13 protein-coding genes are annotated in these 14,162 nt (G+C 66.3%); 5 read left to right on the forward strand and 8 right to left on the reverse strand.

Translation table 11 applies throughout. The features are described 5' to 3' along the window. Both JWQ05_RS17460 and JWQ05_RS17465 read right to left on the reverse strand, forming a co-directional pair. On the reverse strand, nt 1-877 hold an 877-nt coding region (locus tag JWQ05_RS17460; protein ID WP_299661013.1), incomplete at its 3' end, for a GDSL-type esterase/lipase family protein. Next, entirely contained in the window at nt 835-1,935 is a 1,101-nt protein-coding gene (locus JWQ05_RS17465) for an OpgC family protein (RefSeq protein WP_299661016.1), read from the reverse strand. The genes JWQ05_RS17460 and JWQ05_RS17465, both read right to left, overlap by 43 nt. A 311-nt stretch (nt 1,936-2,246) precedes the next feature. Here JWQ05_RS17465 and JWQ05_RS17470 point away from each other — a divergent pair, with 311 nt between their 5' ends. Both JWQ05_RS17470 and JWQ05_RS17475 read left to right on the forward strand, forming a co-directional pair. Then, a complete protein-coding gene (locus JWQ05_RS17470) occupies nt 2,247-3,776 on the forward strand; it encodes an ATPase domain-containing protein (protein ID WP_299661019.1) in 1,530 nt (509 codons plus the stop codon). A gap of 36 nt (nt 3,777-3,812) precedes the next feature. Further along, a complete protein-coding gene (locus JWQ05_RS17475; protein ID WP_299661022.1) occupies nt 3,813-4,853 on the forward strand; it encodes a sensor histidine kinase in 1,041 nt (346 codons plus the stop codon). A gap of 34 nt (nt 4,854-4,887) precedes the next feature. Here JWQ05_RS17475 and JWQ05_RS17480 read toward each other — a convergent pair whose 3' ends face one another. Next, nucleotides 4,888-5,580 (reverse strand): GntR family transcriptional regulator, encoded by a 693-nt coding sequence (locus JWQ05_RS17480; protein WP_299661025.1) that lies wholly within the window; start codon nt 5,578-5,580, stop codon nt 4,888-4,890. A gap of 247 nt (nt 5,581-5,827) precedes the next feature. Then, the gene (locus JWQ05_RS17485) at nt 5,828-6,058 is read right to left on the reverse strand and encodes a hypothetical protein (protein ID WP_299661028.1); all 231 of its coding nucleotides are present in this window, start codon (nt 6,056-6,058) and stop codon (nt 5,828-5,830) included. A 135-nt stretch (nt 6,059-6,193) separates the two neighbouring features. Between JWQ05_RS17485 and oxc the strand changes: the two genes are divergently transcribed. Both oxc and frc read left to right on the forward strand, forming a co-directional pair. After that, nucleotides 6,194-7,972, forward strand: a complete 1,779-nt coding sequence (oxc, locus tag JWQ05_RS17490; RefSeq protein WP_299661031.1) for an oxalyl-CoA decarboxylase — start codon at nt 6,194-6,196, stop codon at nt 7,970-7,972. 120 nt (nt 7,973-8,092) lie between these two features. Continuing rightward, nucleotides 8,093-9,367 (forward strand): formyl-CoA transferase, encoded by a 1,275-nt coding sequence (gene frc, locus JWQ05_RS17495; protein WP_299661034.1) that lies wholly within the window; start codon nt 8,093-8,095, stop codon nt 9,365-9,367. Between the two features lie 102 nt (nt 9,368-9,469). On the opposite strand, the gene JWQ05_RS17500 is transcribed toward frc, so the two are convergent. The 4 genes from JWQ05_RS17500 to JWQ05_RS17515 all read right to left on the reverse strand — a co-directional run bounded on the left by JWQ05_RS17500 (nt 9,470) and on the right by JWQ05_RS17515 (nt 12,596). Then, nucleotides 9,470-9,658 (reverse strand): hypothetical protein, encoded by a 189-nt coding sequence (locus tag JWQ05_RS17500; protein WP_299661037.1) that lies wholly within the window; start codon nt 9,656-9,658, stop codon nt 9,470-9,472. Nucleotides 9,659-9,755: 97 nt separating this feature from the next. Further along, on the reverse strand, nt 9,756-11,579 hold the full coding sequence (locus JWQ05_RS17505; RefSeq protein WP_299661039.1) for a hypothetical protein: 1,824 nt from the start codon (nt 11,577-11,579) through the stop codon (nt 9,756-9,758). A gap of 63 nt (nt 11,580-11,642) precedes the next feature. Next, entirely contained in the window at nt 11,643-11,924 is a 282-nt protein-coding gene (locus JWQ05_RS17510) for a hypothetical protein (RefSeq protein WP_299661042.1), read from the reverse strand. Between the two features lie 261 nt (nt 11,925-12,185). Continuing rightward, nucleotides 12,186-12,596, reverse strand: coding sequence for a CBS domain-containing protein (locus JWQ05_RS17515; RefSeq protein WP_299661044.1), 411 nt, complete (start codon nt 12,594-12,596; stop codon nt 12,186-12,188). Between the two features lie 677 nt (nt 12,597-13,273). Between JWQ05_RS17515 and oxlT the strand changes: the two genes are divergently transcribed. Further along, nucleotides 13,274-14,162, forward strand: an 889-nt coding sequence (oxlT, locus tag JWQ05_RS17520) for an oxalate/formate MFS antiporter (protein WP_299661047.1), incomplete at its 3' end; no start/stop codon positions are given.

Genomic DNA, 14,162 nt, shown 5'->3' on the forward strand with positions numbered 1-14,162 from the left:
GCAGCGAGAGGGTGATGGCGCGGGTGACGTGCTCGGCCATGCAGCGCAGACCGAGATCGTTCAGGCGGAACTGGGTGCCGAGCAGGTGTCCCTCGCCCTTGTCGTTGCGGTGGGCAAGGTAGCGCATCGCCTCGTAGCGCTGCACCAGGGGCACGCCTTCGCGAAGCGCCACCTCCTGCACCTTGCGCACCAGGGCGGTGTAGTAATCGTCCGCCGCGAGGCTCGCGGTGTAGACCGGGCTGACCAGTACGACGTCGATCTCGTGACCCTTGATCCACTGCACGGTCTCGTCGAGGGCACTGCCGAAGGCCTCAAGATCGACCCGGGCGAGGGCATCGTGAGAGCCGACCTGCCAGATCACGAGATCGGGCTCCAGCTCCGCCACCATGCCGCGCAGGCGCTCGCCGGCGCCGGAGGCGATCTCACCCTGCAGGCCACGGGCCTCGACCACCACGTCGACATCGGGCAGCGAGCGTTCGAGGGCCGTCTCCAGCTTCACCGGATAGGTGGCCGATGCGCCGAGCCCCATGGTGGACGCGCCGATGGCGAGGACGCGGACCGGGCGCTTCTCCTTGAGGGCCACCTTCACCGCGCCGAGGCGCGCCAGGGTGTAGAGCTTCGAGCCCGGGACCCGGCATTCCGGCGACAGGGTGACATCGACCGCCTCGGCATCCGGGCCCGCCCCGGCGGCGGCGACACTGGGCGGCGAAACGACGGTCGGTGTCGGGACGACAGGTGCCGGCTTCCGCACGCCGTCATCCTGCGACGGCGGCTGCTGGTGGGCCGACGTCTCCTGCCCCAGTGCCGCTCGACCGCCGCCCAGGCAGGCGATCGTCAGGCCGATGGCGAGGAGGGCCGAGGCTTGCGGGAGCGCCATTCGACGAACCATGCGGTAAAACCCAATGCGAACAGGCCGGACCCTACGACGAAAACATCGACGACGACACCGCCGCCCGTCCAGAACCTCACAAGTTGGGCAGCGAGGCTGAGCAGCGAACCGATCGAGAAGACCGCCAGGGAATTGCGCCCGAGACTGGCGAGAAACGTCGCCACCCAGCCGAGGCGCGGCGCGAGCACCGCGTAGAGCGTCTGGAACGCCAGAAGCACGCCGAGAAAGTGGATCAGCCGGGCCGGCGACAGATAGGTCTTGTCGAAGGTGAAGACGAGGCGCGGATCGGGCACGAGGAGCGGATCGGGCCGCAGTTCCAGAACAGACAGGACGATGCCGGTGAGCACGATGACGACGCCGAGGGGCACGAGGCGATGCGACCAGCGCTTCAGCCACGGCGATGTCCGGCTCCAGTCCTGTGCGGTGAAGCCGAGGACGAGGAGGAGCTGCCAACAGAGTGGGTCGAAGAACCAGCCGCCCTCCCCCGGCCAGGACGGCAGATTCCACTCGAAGACGAGACTCGCCGCGTAGAGACCGAAGGACAAGACGAGCGCGGCGAGCCGGCTCTGCCGGGCGATCAGCACGAAGACCGGTGCGATCCCGAGGAGCACCACGTAGAGCGGCAGGATGTTGAAGAACCCGAGCTGGTGGGTGAGCAGCACGAACCCGACCATCGTTTGAATCGGATCGGCGAAGAACCCGCCGGCATTGTGCCATTCGAGCAGCAGCGGGTTGTCGAGCACGAGGGCGGTGCCGGCGATCATGCCGAGCGCCAGCGCCATCGTGGTGATCTGGGCGCGATAGACCTCGATGGTCCGGGACAGGAGCCGCAGCACGGTCTTCAGGCGCGGCTCGGGGCTGCCGTCGCGGTTGCGCGTGGCGATGCCGATCGACCAGCCGGCCAGGAACACGAACAGCTCGGCGGCGTCCGAGATGCCGTACTGGGAATAGGTGTAGCGCTCGAAGGTGTTGCCGGGGATGTGGTTCACGAAGATCGTGACGAGGGCGAGCCCCCGCCAGAAATCCACCGCGTTCGGTTCGCGCATCGGGAATCCGCACTCCGGCACTTCGAGGGGACAGGGACCCAGCGCGCCGGGCGACGCGTCCATGGTGAGGCCGGGCCCTGATACGGTGCCCTCGGCCATCTGCAAAGTGCGGGGGCGCTCGCGGGCACTCGGCCAACTGCGCTCCCCCGACCCGGCTCGACGCGTCGGAACGGGGCCAGGGTCCGGATGGCGGCCGCCGTGTCGATCGAAGCCGAGCCGGAACTCCCCGCCATCCTGTGGCATAAATATCGAGGACGCCGCGGGCTGCCGCACCTATGGTAGGCGTCGATCTTCAGGACCCGGACACATCCATGCAGACCCCTGTGGCCGGCGATGCCGCGCCGATCCCGACCGGAGTGGCGGGTCTTGATGAGATCCTCCACGGGGGATACGCCGCGCAGCGGGCTCACCTGATCGAGGGGCGCCCGGGCAGCGGCAAGACCACGCTCGGCCTGCAATTCCTCATCGACGGCGTGACGCGGGGCGAGCGCGGACTCTACATCACCCTCTCGGAGAGCCGGCGCGAGCTGTTGTCGGTGGCCGAGCGCCACGGCTGGTCCCTGGAGGGGATCGAGATCTACGAGCTGGTGCCGCCCGAACTGAGCCTCGACTCCGAGCAGCAGCAGAGCCTCATCCACTCGTCCGACCTCGAGCTCGGCGAGACGGTGCGCATGGCGCTCGCGGAGATCGAGCGCGTCAATCCGGTGCGGGTGGTGTTCGACAGCCTGTCGGAGATCCGGCTCCTGTCCCAGGGCTCGCTGCGCTACCGCCGGCAGGTGCTGGCCCTGAAGAGCTACTTCCTCCTCAACGACGCCACCGTGCTGATGCTCGACGACCTCAGCTCGGAGGCCGACGACCTCAACCTGCATTCCATCAGCCACGCGGTGTTGCGGCTGGAACAGGTGACGCCGAGCTACGGCGCCGGGCGGCGGCGCCTGCACGTGATCAAGATGCGCGGCACGCCCTACGAGAGCGGCTATCACGACTTCGTTCTCCGCCGCGGCGGGATCCGCATCTTCCCGCGTCTCGTGGCGGCGGACCACCAGGGCGCCTTCGAGCCTGAGACCATCGCCTGCGGCGTTCCGGAACTCGACGCGGTGCTCGGCGGCGGCCTCGACCGGGGCACCACGAACCTCGTCATCGGTCCCTCGGGGGCCGGCAAGTCGACCCTCGCGCTCGGCTACCTCGTCGCCGCCCTCGACCGGGGCGAGCACGGGATCATCCTCAGCTTCGACGAGACGGTCGGCATCCTGCTGCGCCGGGCGGCCAGCGTCGGCTTCGACATCGGCGGTCATGTCGCCTCTGGCCTGCTGCGGATCGAGCAGATGGACCCCGCCGACATCTCGGCGGGTGCCCTGGCAGGGCGCATCCGCGACGCCGTCGAGACGGACAAGGCCCGGGTCGTCGTCATCGACAGCCTCACGGGATACATGAGCGCGATGAGCGGGCAGCCGCACCTCGTGATGCAGATGCACGAGCTGACGACCTACCTGAACCAGCAGGGGGTGGTGACGATCCTGGTGCTGGCCCAGCACGGCATGGTCGGGCGGATGGAATCGCCGGTGGACCTCACCTATGTCAGCGACACGGTGGTGATGCTGCGCTTCTTCGAGGCGGGGGGCCGCGTACGGCGCGCCCTTTCCGTCCTGAAGAAGCGCACCGGCGCGCACGAGGACAGCATCCGCGAGTTCAGGATCGATGGGCACGGCCTGCGCGTCGGAGCGATCCTGAAGGAATTCCGCGGCGTGCTCACCGGCGTGCCCACCTTCGAGGGCGACCGGACCGAGTTGCTCGGCGACCGGCCATCCCCGCCCGTGCAGATCACCGGCATCGAACCCTGAAACCATCGAACCCCGAAGCCATCGAACCCCGAAGCCATGGCGCAGACCGATCCCATCGCGTTGATCCTGGCACCCGGCGGGCGCGACGCCCGGGTTGCTAGCGCAATCCTGGCCGAGGTCGGCATCACCTCGCGCATCAAGGACAGCCTCGCCGACCTCGTGGCGGACCTCGATACGGCGGCCTGCGCGGTGATCACCGAGGAGGCGCTTCTACGCTCCGATCGCCGGTCCATCGCCGACTGGTCCGAGCGCCAGCCGCCCTGGTCGGACTTCCCCTTCATCCTGCTCAACCATCGCGGCGCCTCGCCGGACGAACGCCTCACCGATCTCCTCGGCAACGTGACCTTGCTGGAGCGGCCGTTCCATCCGGCCGTGCTCGCCAATGCAGTGCGTTCGGCCCTGCGCGCCCGGCGCCGGCAATGGGAGGTCGCGGCCCATCTGGAGGAGCGGCAAAAGACGCACGAGCGCCAGGCGCTACTGATCCGAGAGCTGCATCACCGGGTGAAGAACACGCTCGCCACGGTGCAGGGCCTGCTCGGCGCCACCGCCCGCTCCACCAGCGACGTCGAGACGTTCTACCACTCGTTCTCGAACCGCATCGTCTCGCTGGGCAAGACCCACACGCTGCTCACCGAGGATTACTGGCAGACCGCGCCGCTGCACGAACTGCTCGAGAACGAGCTGAACCCCTACAACGACCCCGAGCGCCAGCGCATCTGCCTGGATGGGCCGGTGATCGAACTCGCCGCCGATCTGGCGGTGCCCGCCGGCATGGCCTTCCACGAACTCACCACCAACGCCGCCAAGCACGGCGCCCTGTCCCGTCCCGAAGGACGGATCACCGTGGCGTGGAGCGTCACGGCCGGCGAATCGGGACGCCGCCTCACCCTCGACTGGATGGAGTCCGGCGGGCCATCCGTGGCCCCGCCCCAGCGCAAGGGTTTCGGCTCGACGCTGCTGCAGCGCGTCCTCGCCCAGCAATGCAACGCCACCGTGGCGATCGACTACGCGGAAGCCGGCCTTCGCTTTCGCATGGACGCACCGCTGCCGGAGGAGCGCCTGGTCCCGAGCTACTGACGCTTCGGGTCAGGACGCACCGGCGCGACGCGCATCAATCGAGATAGTCGCCGTACTTCTCGACGTGGCGCGCGAGACCGAGGCCGTGCTCGCGCACCAGTCGCTCGGCCCGGTCCGCATCCCGCGCTTCCAGCGCCTGGATGATCTCGACATGCTCCTTGATCGAGTTCGCGGCGCGGTCGCCCTGCCGCAGGGCGGCGTTGCGGATGCCCCGGACATGCATCAGCAGGTTGCTGGTGATGTCCTGGATCACGTCACAGCCACCGAGCGAGATGATCTTCTGGTGGAAGCGGATGTTGGCGTCCGAGTACTCGTCCATGTGGTCGGTCGGCCGGCCCTCGTAGAATTCCGGAAAATGCTCGCGCAGGCAGCGGAGCTGCTCGTCCGTGGCGGACTCGCAGGCAAGACGCGCCGCCATGCTCTCCAAGGCAGACCAGGCCTGGATCATGGCCACGATCTCCTTCTTCGACTTCTTGATGACGAACACGCCGCGTCGCGCTTCGAAGCGGACGAAGCCCTCCTGCTCCAGGACGGTGAGAGCCTCGCGCACCGGTGTGCGGCTGACGCCGAGATCCTGCGAAAGCTTGCGCTCGTCGAGTCTCACTTCGTCCCGCTGGCTATAGATATTCATATTGGTGATGGCTTCTTTCAGCGCATCATAGGCCAAGGCACGCAAGCTCGACGTCGCGGCGAGCGGCTTGATCTGAAAGGTCGTCGACTCAACCATCTTTACACCTGAAATCATCGTCGGAACGCAGGTACCGCACGCATTTGGTCCGGAGCATGCCGAACCCCATCCCGGAACACAAGGAAAGCTCGGCCTTTGATCCGGGACGAAAACTGAATAGGCCCCCTGCAACAACAACATAGCTGCGCCACCACGCGAAAGCGTGAACGCCACGGTCCGACCGCCGGCCTCGCCCCCCTCGAGACGCCCCGAGCCGGGCCTCACCCGAGACGATCCGCGACCGTCCTCATGACGGACCGATGGCGCCGCGCCCTGCGGCGCGATGACCGGTCCGGTTTGACACTTGGTATTTGGTATGCCACCATTCTCGAACTGGCAAATCGAGTGCCAAAACTGGCATCGCGGCTTCGAAACCAAATTGCGGGGCGACCACCTCGCCAACAACAGTATGCCGGCAGGTTTTCAGGCGGCCGGTCATTCGTCCATCGCGGCTCTTCATCTTCGTCGAGAGCTTCAACGGTGGCCTCGTGAGCTGAGAGATACGCCATCGGCGCCTGGGACCGACGGTCCCGCGCCGACATCCCGACGCAGACGACACGCTCAAGAACGGCGCACGCACAAACAAAAAGCGCCACAACCGGAGGGAATTACCATGGATAGAACTGCTGGCTCCGAACAGTCGCACGCCGTCCACGACACCGCCTCGGGCGCTCAGGGCGTCGGAACCCACGAGCGCGAGCAGACCGATGGATTCCATCTCGTCATCGACGCGCTGAAGCTGAACGGCATCACCAACATCTACGGCGTGCCTGGCATCCCGATCACCGATCTCGGCCGACTCGCTCAGGCCGCCGGCATGCGCGTCATCTCCTTCCGGCACGAGCAGCACGCGGGCAACGCCGCCGCCATCGCGGGCTTCCTCACCAAGAAGCCCGGCATCTGCCTCACGGTCTCGGCGCCCGGCTTCCTGAACGGCCTGACGGCGCTCGCCAACGCGACCACCAACTGCTTCCCGATGATCCTGATCTCGGGCTCTTCCGAGCGCGAGATCGTCGACCTGCAGCAGGGCGACTACGAGGAGATGGACCAGCTCGCCATCGCCAAGCCCTTGTGCAAGGCCGCCTTCCGGGTGCTGCACGCCGCCGACATCGGCATCGCGGTCGCGCGCGCCATCCGCGCCGCTGTCTCGGGCCGTCCGGGCGGGGTCTATCTCGATCTGCCCGCCAAGCTGTTCAGCCAGGTGATGGATGCCGAGGCCGGCGAGAAGTCGCTGGTCAAGGTGATCGATGCCGCCCCCGCGCAGTTGCCGGCCCCGAGCGCCATCGCGCGCGCCCTCGACGTCTTGAAGTCCGCCCAGCGTCCGTTGATCGTGCTCGGCAAGGGTGCCGCCTACGCGCAGGCCGACGAGGCGATCCGCGATCTCGTCGAGCGCAGCGGCATTCCCTACGTGCCGATGAGCATGGCCAAGGGCCTCCTGCCCGACACCCACGCGCAATCGGCCAGCGCCGCGCGCTCCCTGGTCCTGAAGGAAGCCGACGTCGTCCTCCTCGTCGGAGCGCGCCTGAACTGGCTGCTCTCGCACGGCAAGGGCAAGACCTGGGGGGCACCCGGCTCCAAGAAGTTCATCCAGATCGACATCGAGCCGAAGGAAATGGACTCGAACGTCGAGATCGTGGCCCCCGTGGTCGGCGATATCGGCTCCTGTGTCGCCGCCCTCCTCGAGGGCATGGGTCAGAACTGGCAGGCGCCACCCACCGCCTGGACCGACGCCATCCGCACCAAGCGGGACGAGAATCTCTCCAAGATGGCCTCGAAGCTGAAGAAGAACTCGGCGCCGATGGACTTTCACGGCGCGCTCGGAGCGCTGCGCACCATCATCAAGGAGCGTCCCGACGCGATCCTGGTCAACGAAGGCGCCAACACCCTCGATCTGGCGCGCGGCATCATCGACATGTACCAGCCGCGCAAGCGCCTCGACGTCGGCACCTGGGGCATCATGGGCATCGGCATGGGCTTCGCCGTCGCGGCGGCCGTCGAGACCGGCAAGCCGGTGCTGGCGGTGGAGGGCGACAGCGCCTTCGGCTTCTCGGGCATGGAGGTCGAGACGATCTGCCGGTACGACCTGCCGGTCTGCATCGTGGTCTTCAACAACAACGGCATCTATCGCGGCACCGACATCGACCCGACCGGGCGCGACCCCGGCACCACGGTGTTCGTGAAGGACTCGCGCTACGACAAGATGATGGAGGCCTTCGGCGGCGTGGGCGTCAACGTGACGACGCCGGACGAGCTGTTCCAGGCCGTCAACACGGCGATGGATTCGGGCCGCCCCACCCTGATCAACGCCGTGATCGACCCGGCCGCCGGCACCGAGAGCGGCAACATCGGCAGCCTCAACCCGACCAGCACGGTGCGCAAGAAGCCGGCCTGATCCGAGCGGGCGAGGCGCTCTTCCTCTCTCGAGGGGGAAGGCGCCGCGCCCCCTTCATGTCGGACGCGATCGTCGCGAACGGACGGGCGCCCTTGTTCGCCCCAGACCCGGGTGAGACCCATGGAAGCCCTCAAAGGCGTCAAGATTCTCGACTTCACCCATGTTCAGTCCGGACCGACCTGCACGCAGCTGCTGGCTTGGTTCGGAGCGGATGTGATCAAGGTCGAGCGCCCGGGCATCGGGGACGCCACGCGTCAGCAGCTTCAAGACATTCCCGACGTGGACAGCCTCTATTTCACGATGCTGAACCACAACAAGCGCTCGATCACCCTCGACACCAAGAACCCCAAGGGTATCGAGGTGCTCTGGCGCCTGATCGGCGAGTGCGACGTCCTGGTGGAGAACTTCGCGCCCGGAGCGCTCGCCCGGATGGGACTGACATGGGAGGCGATCCATGCCGCCAACCCGCGCATGATCCTGGCCTCCGTGAAGGGTTTCGGCCCCGGCGCCTACGAGAATTGCAAGGTCTACGAGAACGTGGCGCAATGCGTCGGCGGCGCCGCCTCGACCACGGGGTTTCGCACCGACATCCCGATGGTGACGGGTGCACAGATCGGCGATTCCGGCACCGGCCTGCATCTGGCGCTCGGCATCGTCACGGCCCTCTATCACCGGACCCGCACGGGCCTCGGCCAGCGGGTCGACTGCGCCATGCAGGACGGGGTGCTCAACCTCTGCCGGGTGAAGCTGCGCGACCAGCAGCGCCTGGAGCGTGGACCCCTGCCGGAATACAGCCAGTTCGGCGAGGGCATTCCCTTCGGCGATTCGGTGCCCCGCGCCGGAAACGACTCAGGTGGCGGCCAGCCGGGCCGCATCCTGAAATGCAAGGGCTGGGAGACCGATCCCAACGCCTACATCTACTTCATCACGCAAGGGGCGGTCTGGGCTCAGATCTGCGACGTGATCGGCGAACCCGCTTGGGCGACGCACCCGGACTACGCAACCCCGCGGGCCCGCCTGCCCCACCTCAACGAGATCTTCACCCGCATCGAATCCTGGACGATGTCGAAGACCAAGTTCGAAGCGATGGACATCCTCAACGCCCTGCACGTGCCGTGCGGGCCGATCCTCTCGATGAAGGAGATCGCGGAGGACGAGTCGCTGCGCAAATCCGGCACCGTGGTGGAAGTCGATCACCCGGCCCGGGGCAAGTACCTCACCGTCGGTAATCCGATCCGCCTCTCGGCGAGCGAGACGCAGATCACGCGCTCACCGCTGCTCGGCGAGCACACGGACGAGATTCTGCGCGACGTGCTCGGATATTCGGACGCGGAATATCTCAAGATCTCGGAATCCGGAGCCATTGGCGGCGTGCGGATGATCGCGGCGGAATAGGATCTGCCTCCCTGCCCGGTCCGATGTCTTCAGCTTCCAACGCGCGTGGTATCGATCCCCTTGAGGCCACGCATTCCTGGTAGCGCCGCCGGTCTCGTTGACTCAGGCGATCCCTGCGAAACGCCCGTTGACGCTGCCGGACACGACATCGTTGCTGCCCTTGGCCGAACCGCTGTCCTGGGAGACCCAATCCGCGACCCTGACGACGAGCATGACCTGAAGAGCGATCAGGCTTACGGTCGAGACGATGATGGATGCGAGCATGGTGAGCCCCTTCGATGCATGGTGCATCGCGGTTGTCTCATGGTGCACCGCAAATTGAAATACCACATTCCATGCGCCACAGAAACGTGAAGGGTTGCGCGCTCAGTCACTGAGCCAAGCGGAGTTACGCCTCCGATGGTGGCGCCTGACCCCAGTCCCCAAGCGTTCGCGCTTCGCTCGGGCGCAGGACCTCTCCGACGTCGTCGAGTGGGACGGGGTCCCGCAGCGTCCCGAGGGCCGTGAGCACACGCCGGATCGTCCCGTCATCCGCGCCGGCGGGCGCGAGGCCTGTCAGGCGCCCGTGGTCGAGCCGGGCGAGCACCCGCCCGCTGGCATGGTCGGCGAACCGGATCGTGGTCATTCGACGGAGGCAGTCGCGCAGGAAGCGCATGTCGCCCACGCCGTCCCGCACCGGCAGGCCGGCATAGACCGCTGCCGGGTCGCGCGCCTGGATGTTGATCGCCCGGTACCGGTCGATGTCGAACAGGAAGGCGACATCCAGAATGTTCATCACGCCGTTGGCGCCGAAGGCAATGGTGCGCGGGCGTTGGCCTTCCGGTACGCTGTTGTCCAAGAACTCGAAGTAGACCTCCTTGTCCGGCCGCAGCACCCAGGTGAAGAACAGGCGCGGCATGCCCGTATAAGCCTCGACGTTGTGGGCTAGCAGATCCTCCACCGCCTTGTAGCGCCCGAACTGGACGCCACGTTTCCAGGCCCGCTCCACGGTGGCGTCCGGCGGCGTGATCATGAACTGCATGTAGACTTGGTGGCCGAACCGCGTGAGAAGCTGGCTTCCCGTCTCGGTCCCGGGATTGACCGCGAAGCTGTCGAAGCGGAAGCGGTCGATGAGCAGGTGCGAGATCCGGCCCGCATCGGCCTTGCGTGCCATGTATCCGTCGAGCTTACGATCGATGATCTCGACTTCGTGGCCGGTCAGCGGTCCGGCATAGCGATGAACCGCACCCAGACTGTCGTAGTCGAGCAGGAATTTTCGCCAGACATCTGGCGTGATCAGCGCGAAATCCGACCAATCCAGGCCGAGTGCCTGGGTGAGTGCCCGTTGATAGGGACGGATCGTGCTTTTGCCGGAGGCGGAGGAGCCTTTGACGTTCATGATGACCGGAGACGCCTGGGCTTTCAGGCGTAAGAAGCCTTCGCGCTCGATCACCGCCTGAACCCAGGGCTCGATCATCGCCCCGAGGCTGAGGCTGCCATGGCCGTTCGAGACCAGGGTGCCGGCGAGCACTTTCAACAAACCCTTGTCGCGGATCAGAAATCCGCGCCGGCCGATCAGCGTGGCGACGACGCTGCGCAGAGCCGCGCAGGCCGCGATGGCCAGCGGATCGCCGGATTCGGTAGCCCGTCGCTGCCAATCCTGAAGATGCTGCTCCGCCCGCATTTCCGGATCGGCCGGCGTCCCGCGCGGTCCGGACGCGGCCGGCTCGGCCCTCCGGAACAGGGCGGTCCAACCGCGAGGGGGACGGGTCGACGGCTCCGAGCGACCGACTCTTTCGCCCAGCATCGCGGAAATTTCTGCGTCCAGGACTGCATCAGCCTGCGCGCGAAGCGTCGCCAGATGTGCATCAAGCGGCGCGGCGTGCCGAGCGATGTCACCGTTCAGGATCGCCGCGACGATGGCACGGAAGTTCACCCCGAGATCGCCGTAGGTCTGGCCCATCGGCACGGCGATGTCCGCCATCACCCGGATCAGCACCTCGTGAACGACCAGGCGCCGGGCCCGGAAGCGGACGAGCTGGGTCAGCGGCAGGCCGCTGACGTCGCTCATCTCGAAGGCGTCGGCGAGGGCGGTCTCGACGTTCTCGGGCCGGAACACGGTCGCGAGCGGAAGGATGGCGCGCGGCAGGCTCGATTCGACGCCGGGATTCCAGGGCCCGAACTCAGCCGCGTCGGGATGGGCGGGCGGATGTGCGAGGGCGCGATCCAGCATGTCCTGGCCGCTCCTTGATGACCGGCCGGCGAAGATGTCCTGGGGTGACCGCGGGAGCCGCGGTCAGGCGGCCTGGGTCTCGTCGATGGCCTCGATCCGGAGCTGGTACTGGTCTCCCCAGAGATCGCTGGCCTTCGCGTACCAAGCGGAATCGTAGAAGTCCCGGCAGCAGGTTTCGCTCGTCCAGATGCACACGGCGATGAGGCGCCCATCCACCACCTTGACGTGACGGCTGATGAGGCCGGCCGTGATCCCGGCGGACGGGCACATGTCGATGCTGGTCATCCGGTAGCTGTTCTCCCCGCTGAAGATCACGGGGCAGTCGAGGATCGCCAGATAACGCATCGGTCCGTTTCCTTGATGTTCAAACCGTCCGACGGGGGCGACGCGAACCCCGACCTCGGACCGGCCGAATAGCGCCATCGGGCGCCAGTCAAAATTTGTATTCAAAGCCACACAGCGTCAAGATCGCGTGCAGTGCAAACGTATTCGCACAGCACAATCCGCTTTCGCGGCGCATGAACCCGGCAAAGCGCGGCGGCACCCACCGGGGACATCCTCGGCCGACCGGTGACGTCGAACCGCAATCCTACGCTGCACCTGGCGTCAGGCGGCATTGGCCCGCCCAGGGGCTCCTGCGACGCAGTCCCAGATGCTTTGCACGGCGTGCAGGCAGAGGCCGTCCATGATCGCGATGTGATTGGTCTTGTGCGCGCAGAAGGCCTGGAGGCGGTCCGCGGGCGTGCTGGTGACGTCCACGGAGACGAAATCCCGGGTGGTGAGCGTCCAGACGAGATGATCGAGCACGTCGGGCCCCTGATCCGCCATGGCGCGGAAGACTTCGCGCTCGGTCAGGATTCCGATGAAGCCACCGCTGTCGTCGCGCTCGCCATCGACGACCACGATGGCATCGACGTCGGGTTCCGACAGGATCCGAACGGCATCGCGCACGGACCGGTTCATCCGGATGGTGCGCACGCGTTCGGCACTGCTGCAGGCCTGCTGGCAATCGGGCATGGCGCGGCTCCTCCGAACCACTGACATCGTGTTGCCGAGACCGTGGTATACAGAATTTCAGGTGTCAACCGATCGCCGGAACTATCCTGCCGTCGCTTGAGACAAATCCAGCCTTTTGTCGGCTCCGTTCGGGCTGGTACGGCGACGCGGCGCGTAATGTCGATAAATTTTGCATCTTTCGTAGCCGGCCAGTGGTGCGCCGCACCATTACTCGCGCCTGCTGCTCGTGCGTCCAGACAAGGCACAGGCGGCCCACAATCGCGGACTGCGCTTTTCCCGCGACCTTCGAGGCCCTGACCGCTCGCATCCGTGAGCGCCGGTCGACGCCGATGGGCGCCAGACGGGTCAAAAGATCAGTGCTTCAGCGAACCCATTTGCGCCCGCACGGGGTCGGTACTGCAACCTTTTACAAAGCCAAACCTCGGCGCGTCGTCTCTACTGCGAAGCGTCCGTCAGATGCTTTCGTCGCTAAGAAAAAACGCCGCTTTCGCATTCCGTTGCTGCACCGCAGCATCAAATTTCTGGGAGTGTACACTTGACGCAAGAAGCAACGCGAGAGAGGCTGGTATTCCACATACCAAGCCGGCAGCCAGTTCGGCGCCGCTGGAATGAGCGCGAAAGACGGTCGAAGAACCGCGCGCGTGCTTCACGTCAATAAAACCGACCGGAGGAAAGTCATGTCCAGGGTGGAAACCACGACCGAACGCGTATCCGACGGCTACCGATGGGGTCAGCTCGTCATCGGCGTCATCTGCATGGTGATGATCGCCAACCTGCAATACGGCTGGACGTTCTTCGTCCCCGACATCCAGAAGAAATTCGGTTTCGATCGCGCCGCGATCCAGTGGGCATTCACCCTGTTCGTGCTCTTCGAGACCTGGCTCGTGCCGGTCGAAGGCTGGTTCGTGGACAAGTACGGTCCGAAGATCGTCGTCCTGTTCGGCGGTGCCCTCTGCGGCATCGGCTGGGTCGTCAACTCCTACGCGACCTCGCTGAACATGTTCTATCTCGGCCAGGTCATCGCCGGCATCGGCGCCGGCGCGGTCTACGGCACCTGCGTGGGCTCGGCCCTCAAGTGGTTCCCGGACAAGCGCGGTCTCGCCGCCGGCATCATCGCCGCCGGATTCGGCGCCGGCTCGGCGCTCACCGTCGCGCCCATCCAGTGGATGATCGCCGACCACGGCTTCCAGGCCGCGTTCTTCAACTTCGGCATCGGCCAGGGTCTCGTCGTCTGCGCGCTGGCCTTCTTCTTCACCTCGCCGAAGAAGGGCCAGGTTCCGGACGTCGTCGCCAACGCCAACATCATCCAGACCCGGCGCAACTACACGCCCGGTGAGGTCGCTCGCCAGCCGATCTTCTGGCTGATGTACTTCATGTTCGTCATCGTGGGCGCCGGCGGCCTGATGATCACCGCCAACCTCAAGCCCATCGCCTCGGACATCGGCGTCGACAAGGTGCCCGTCACGATCATGGGCATCACCATGGTGGCGATCACCTTCGCGGCCACCATCGACCGGGTGCTCAACGGCCTGACCCGTCCGTTCTTCGGCTGGGTCTCGGACAAGA

Origin of the sequence: Methylobacterium sp. (assembly GCF_028290105.1) — a bacterium.
Classification (GTDB): domain Bacteria; phylum Pseudomonadota; class Alphaproteobacteria; order Rhizobiales; family Beijerinckiaceae; genus Methylobacterium.

What these genes read in the sequence shown, in the direction of transcription:
- oxc (WP_299661031.1), top strand. Translation starts at nt 6,194, where the DNA reads ATGGATAGAACTGCTGGCTCCGAACAGTCGCACGCCGTCCACGACACC.
- JWQ05_RS17505 (WP_299661039.1), bottom strand. Translation starts at nt 11,579, where the DNA reads ATGCTGGATCGCGCCCTCGCACATCCGCCCGCCCATCCCGACGCGGCT.
- JWQ05_RS17465 (WP_299661016.1), bottom strand. Translation starts at nt 1,935, where the DNA reads ATGCGCGAACCGAACGCGGTGGATTTCTGGCGGGGGCTCGCCCTCGTC.
- frc (WP_299661034.1), top strand. Translation starts at nt 8,093, where the DNA reads ATGGAAGCCCTCAAAGGCGTCAAGATTCTCGACTTCACCCATGTTCAG.
- JWQ05_RS17480 (WP_299661025.1), bottom strand. Translation starts at nt 5,580, where the DNA reads ATGGTTGAGTCGACGACCTTTCAGATCAAGCCGCTCGCCGCGACGTCG.
- JWQ05_RS17475 (WP_299661022.1), top strand. Translation starts at nt 3,813, where the DNA reads ATGGCGCAGACCGATCCCATCGCGTTGATCCTGGCACCCGGCGGGCGC.
- JWQ05_RS17515 (WP_299661044.1), bottom strand. Translation starts at nt 12,596, where the DNA reads ATGCCCGATTGCCAGCAGGCCTGCAGCAGTGCCGAACGCGTGCGCACC.
- JWQ05_RS17500 (WP_299661037.1), bottom strand. Translation starts at nt 9,658, where the DNA reads ATGCACCATGCATCGAAGGGGCTCACCATGCTCGCATCCATCATCGTC.
- JWQ05_RS17510 (WP_299661042.1), bottom strand. Translation starts at nt 11,924, where the DNA reads ATGCGTTATCTGGCGATCCTCGACTGCCCCGTGATCTTCAGCGGGGAG.
- JWQ05_RS17470 (WP_299661019.1), top strand. Translation starts at nt 2,247, where the DNA reads ATGCAGACCCCTGTGGCCGGCGATGCCGCGCCGATCCCGACCGGAGTG.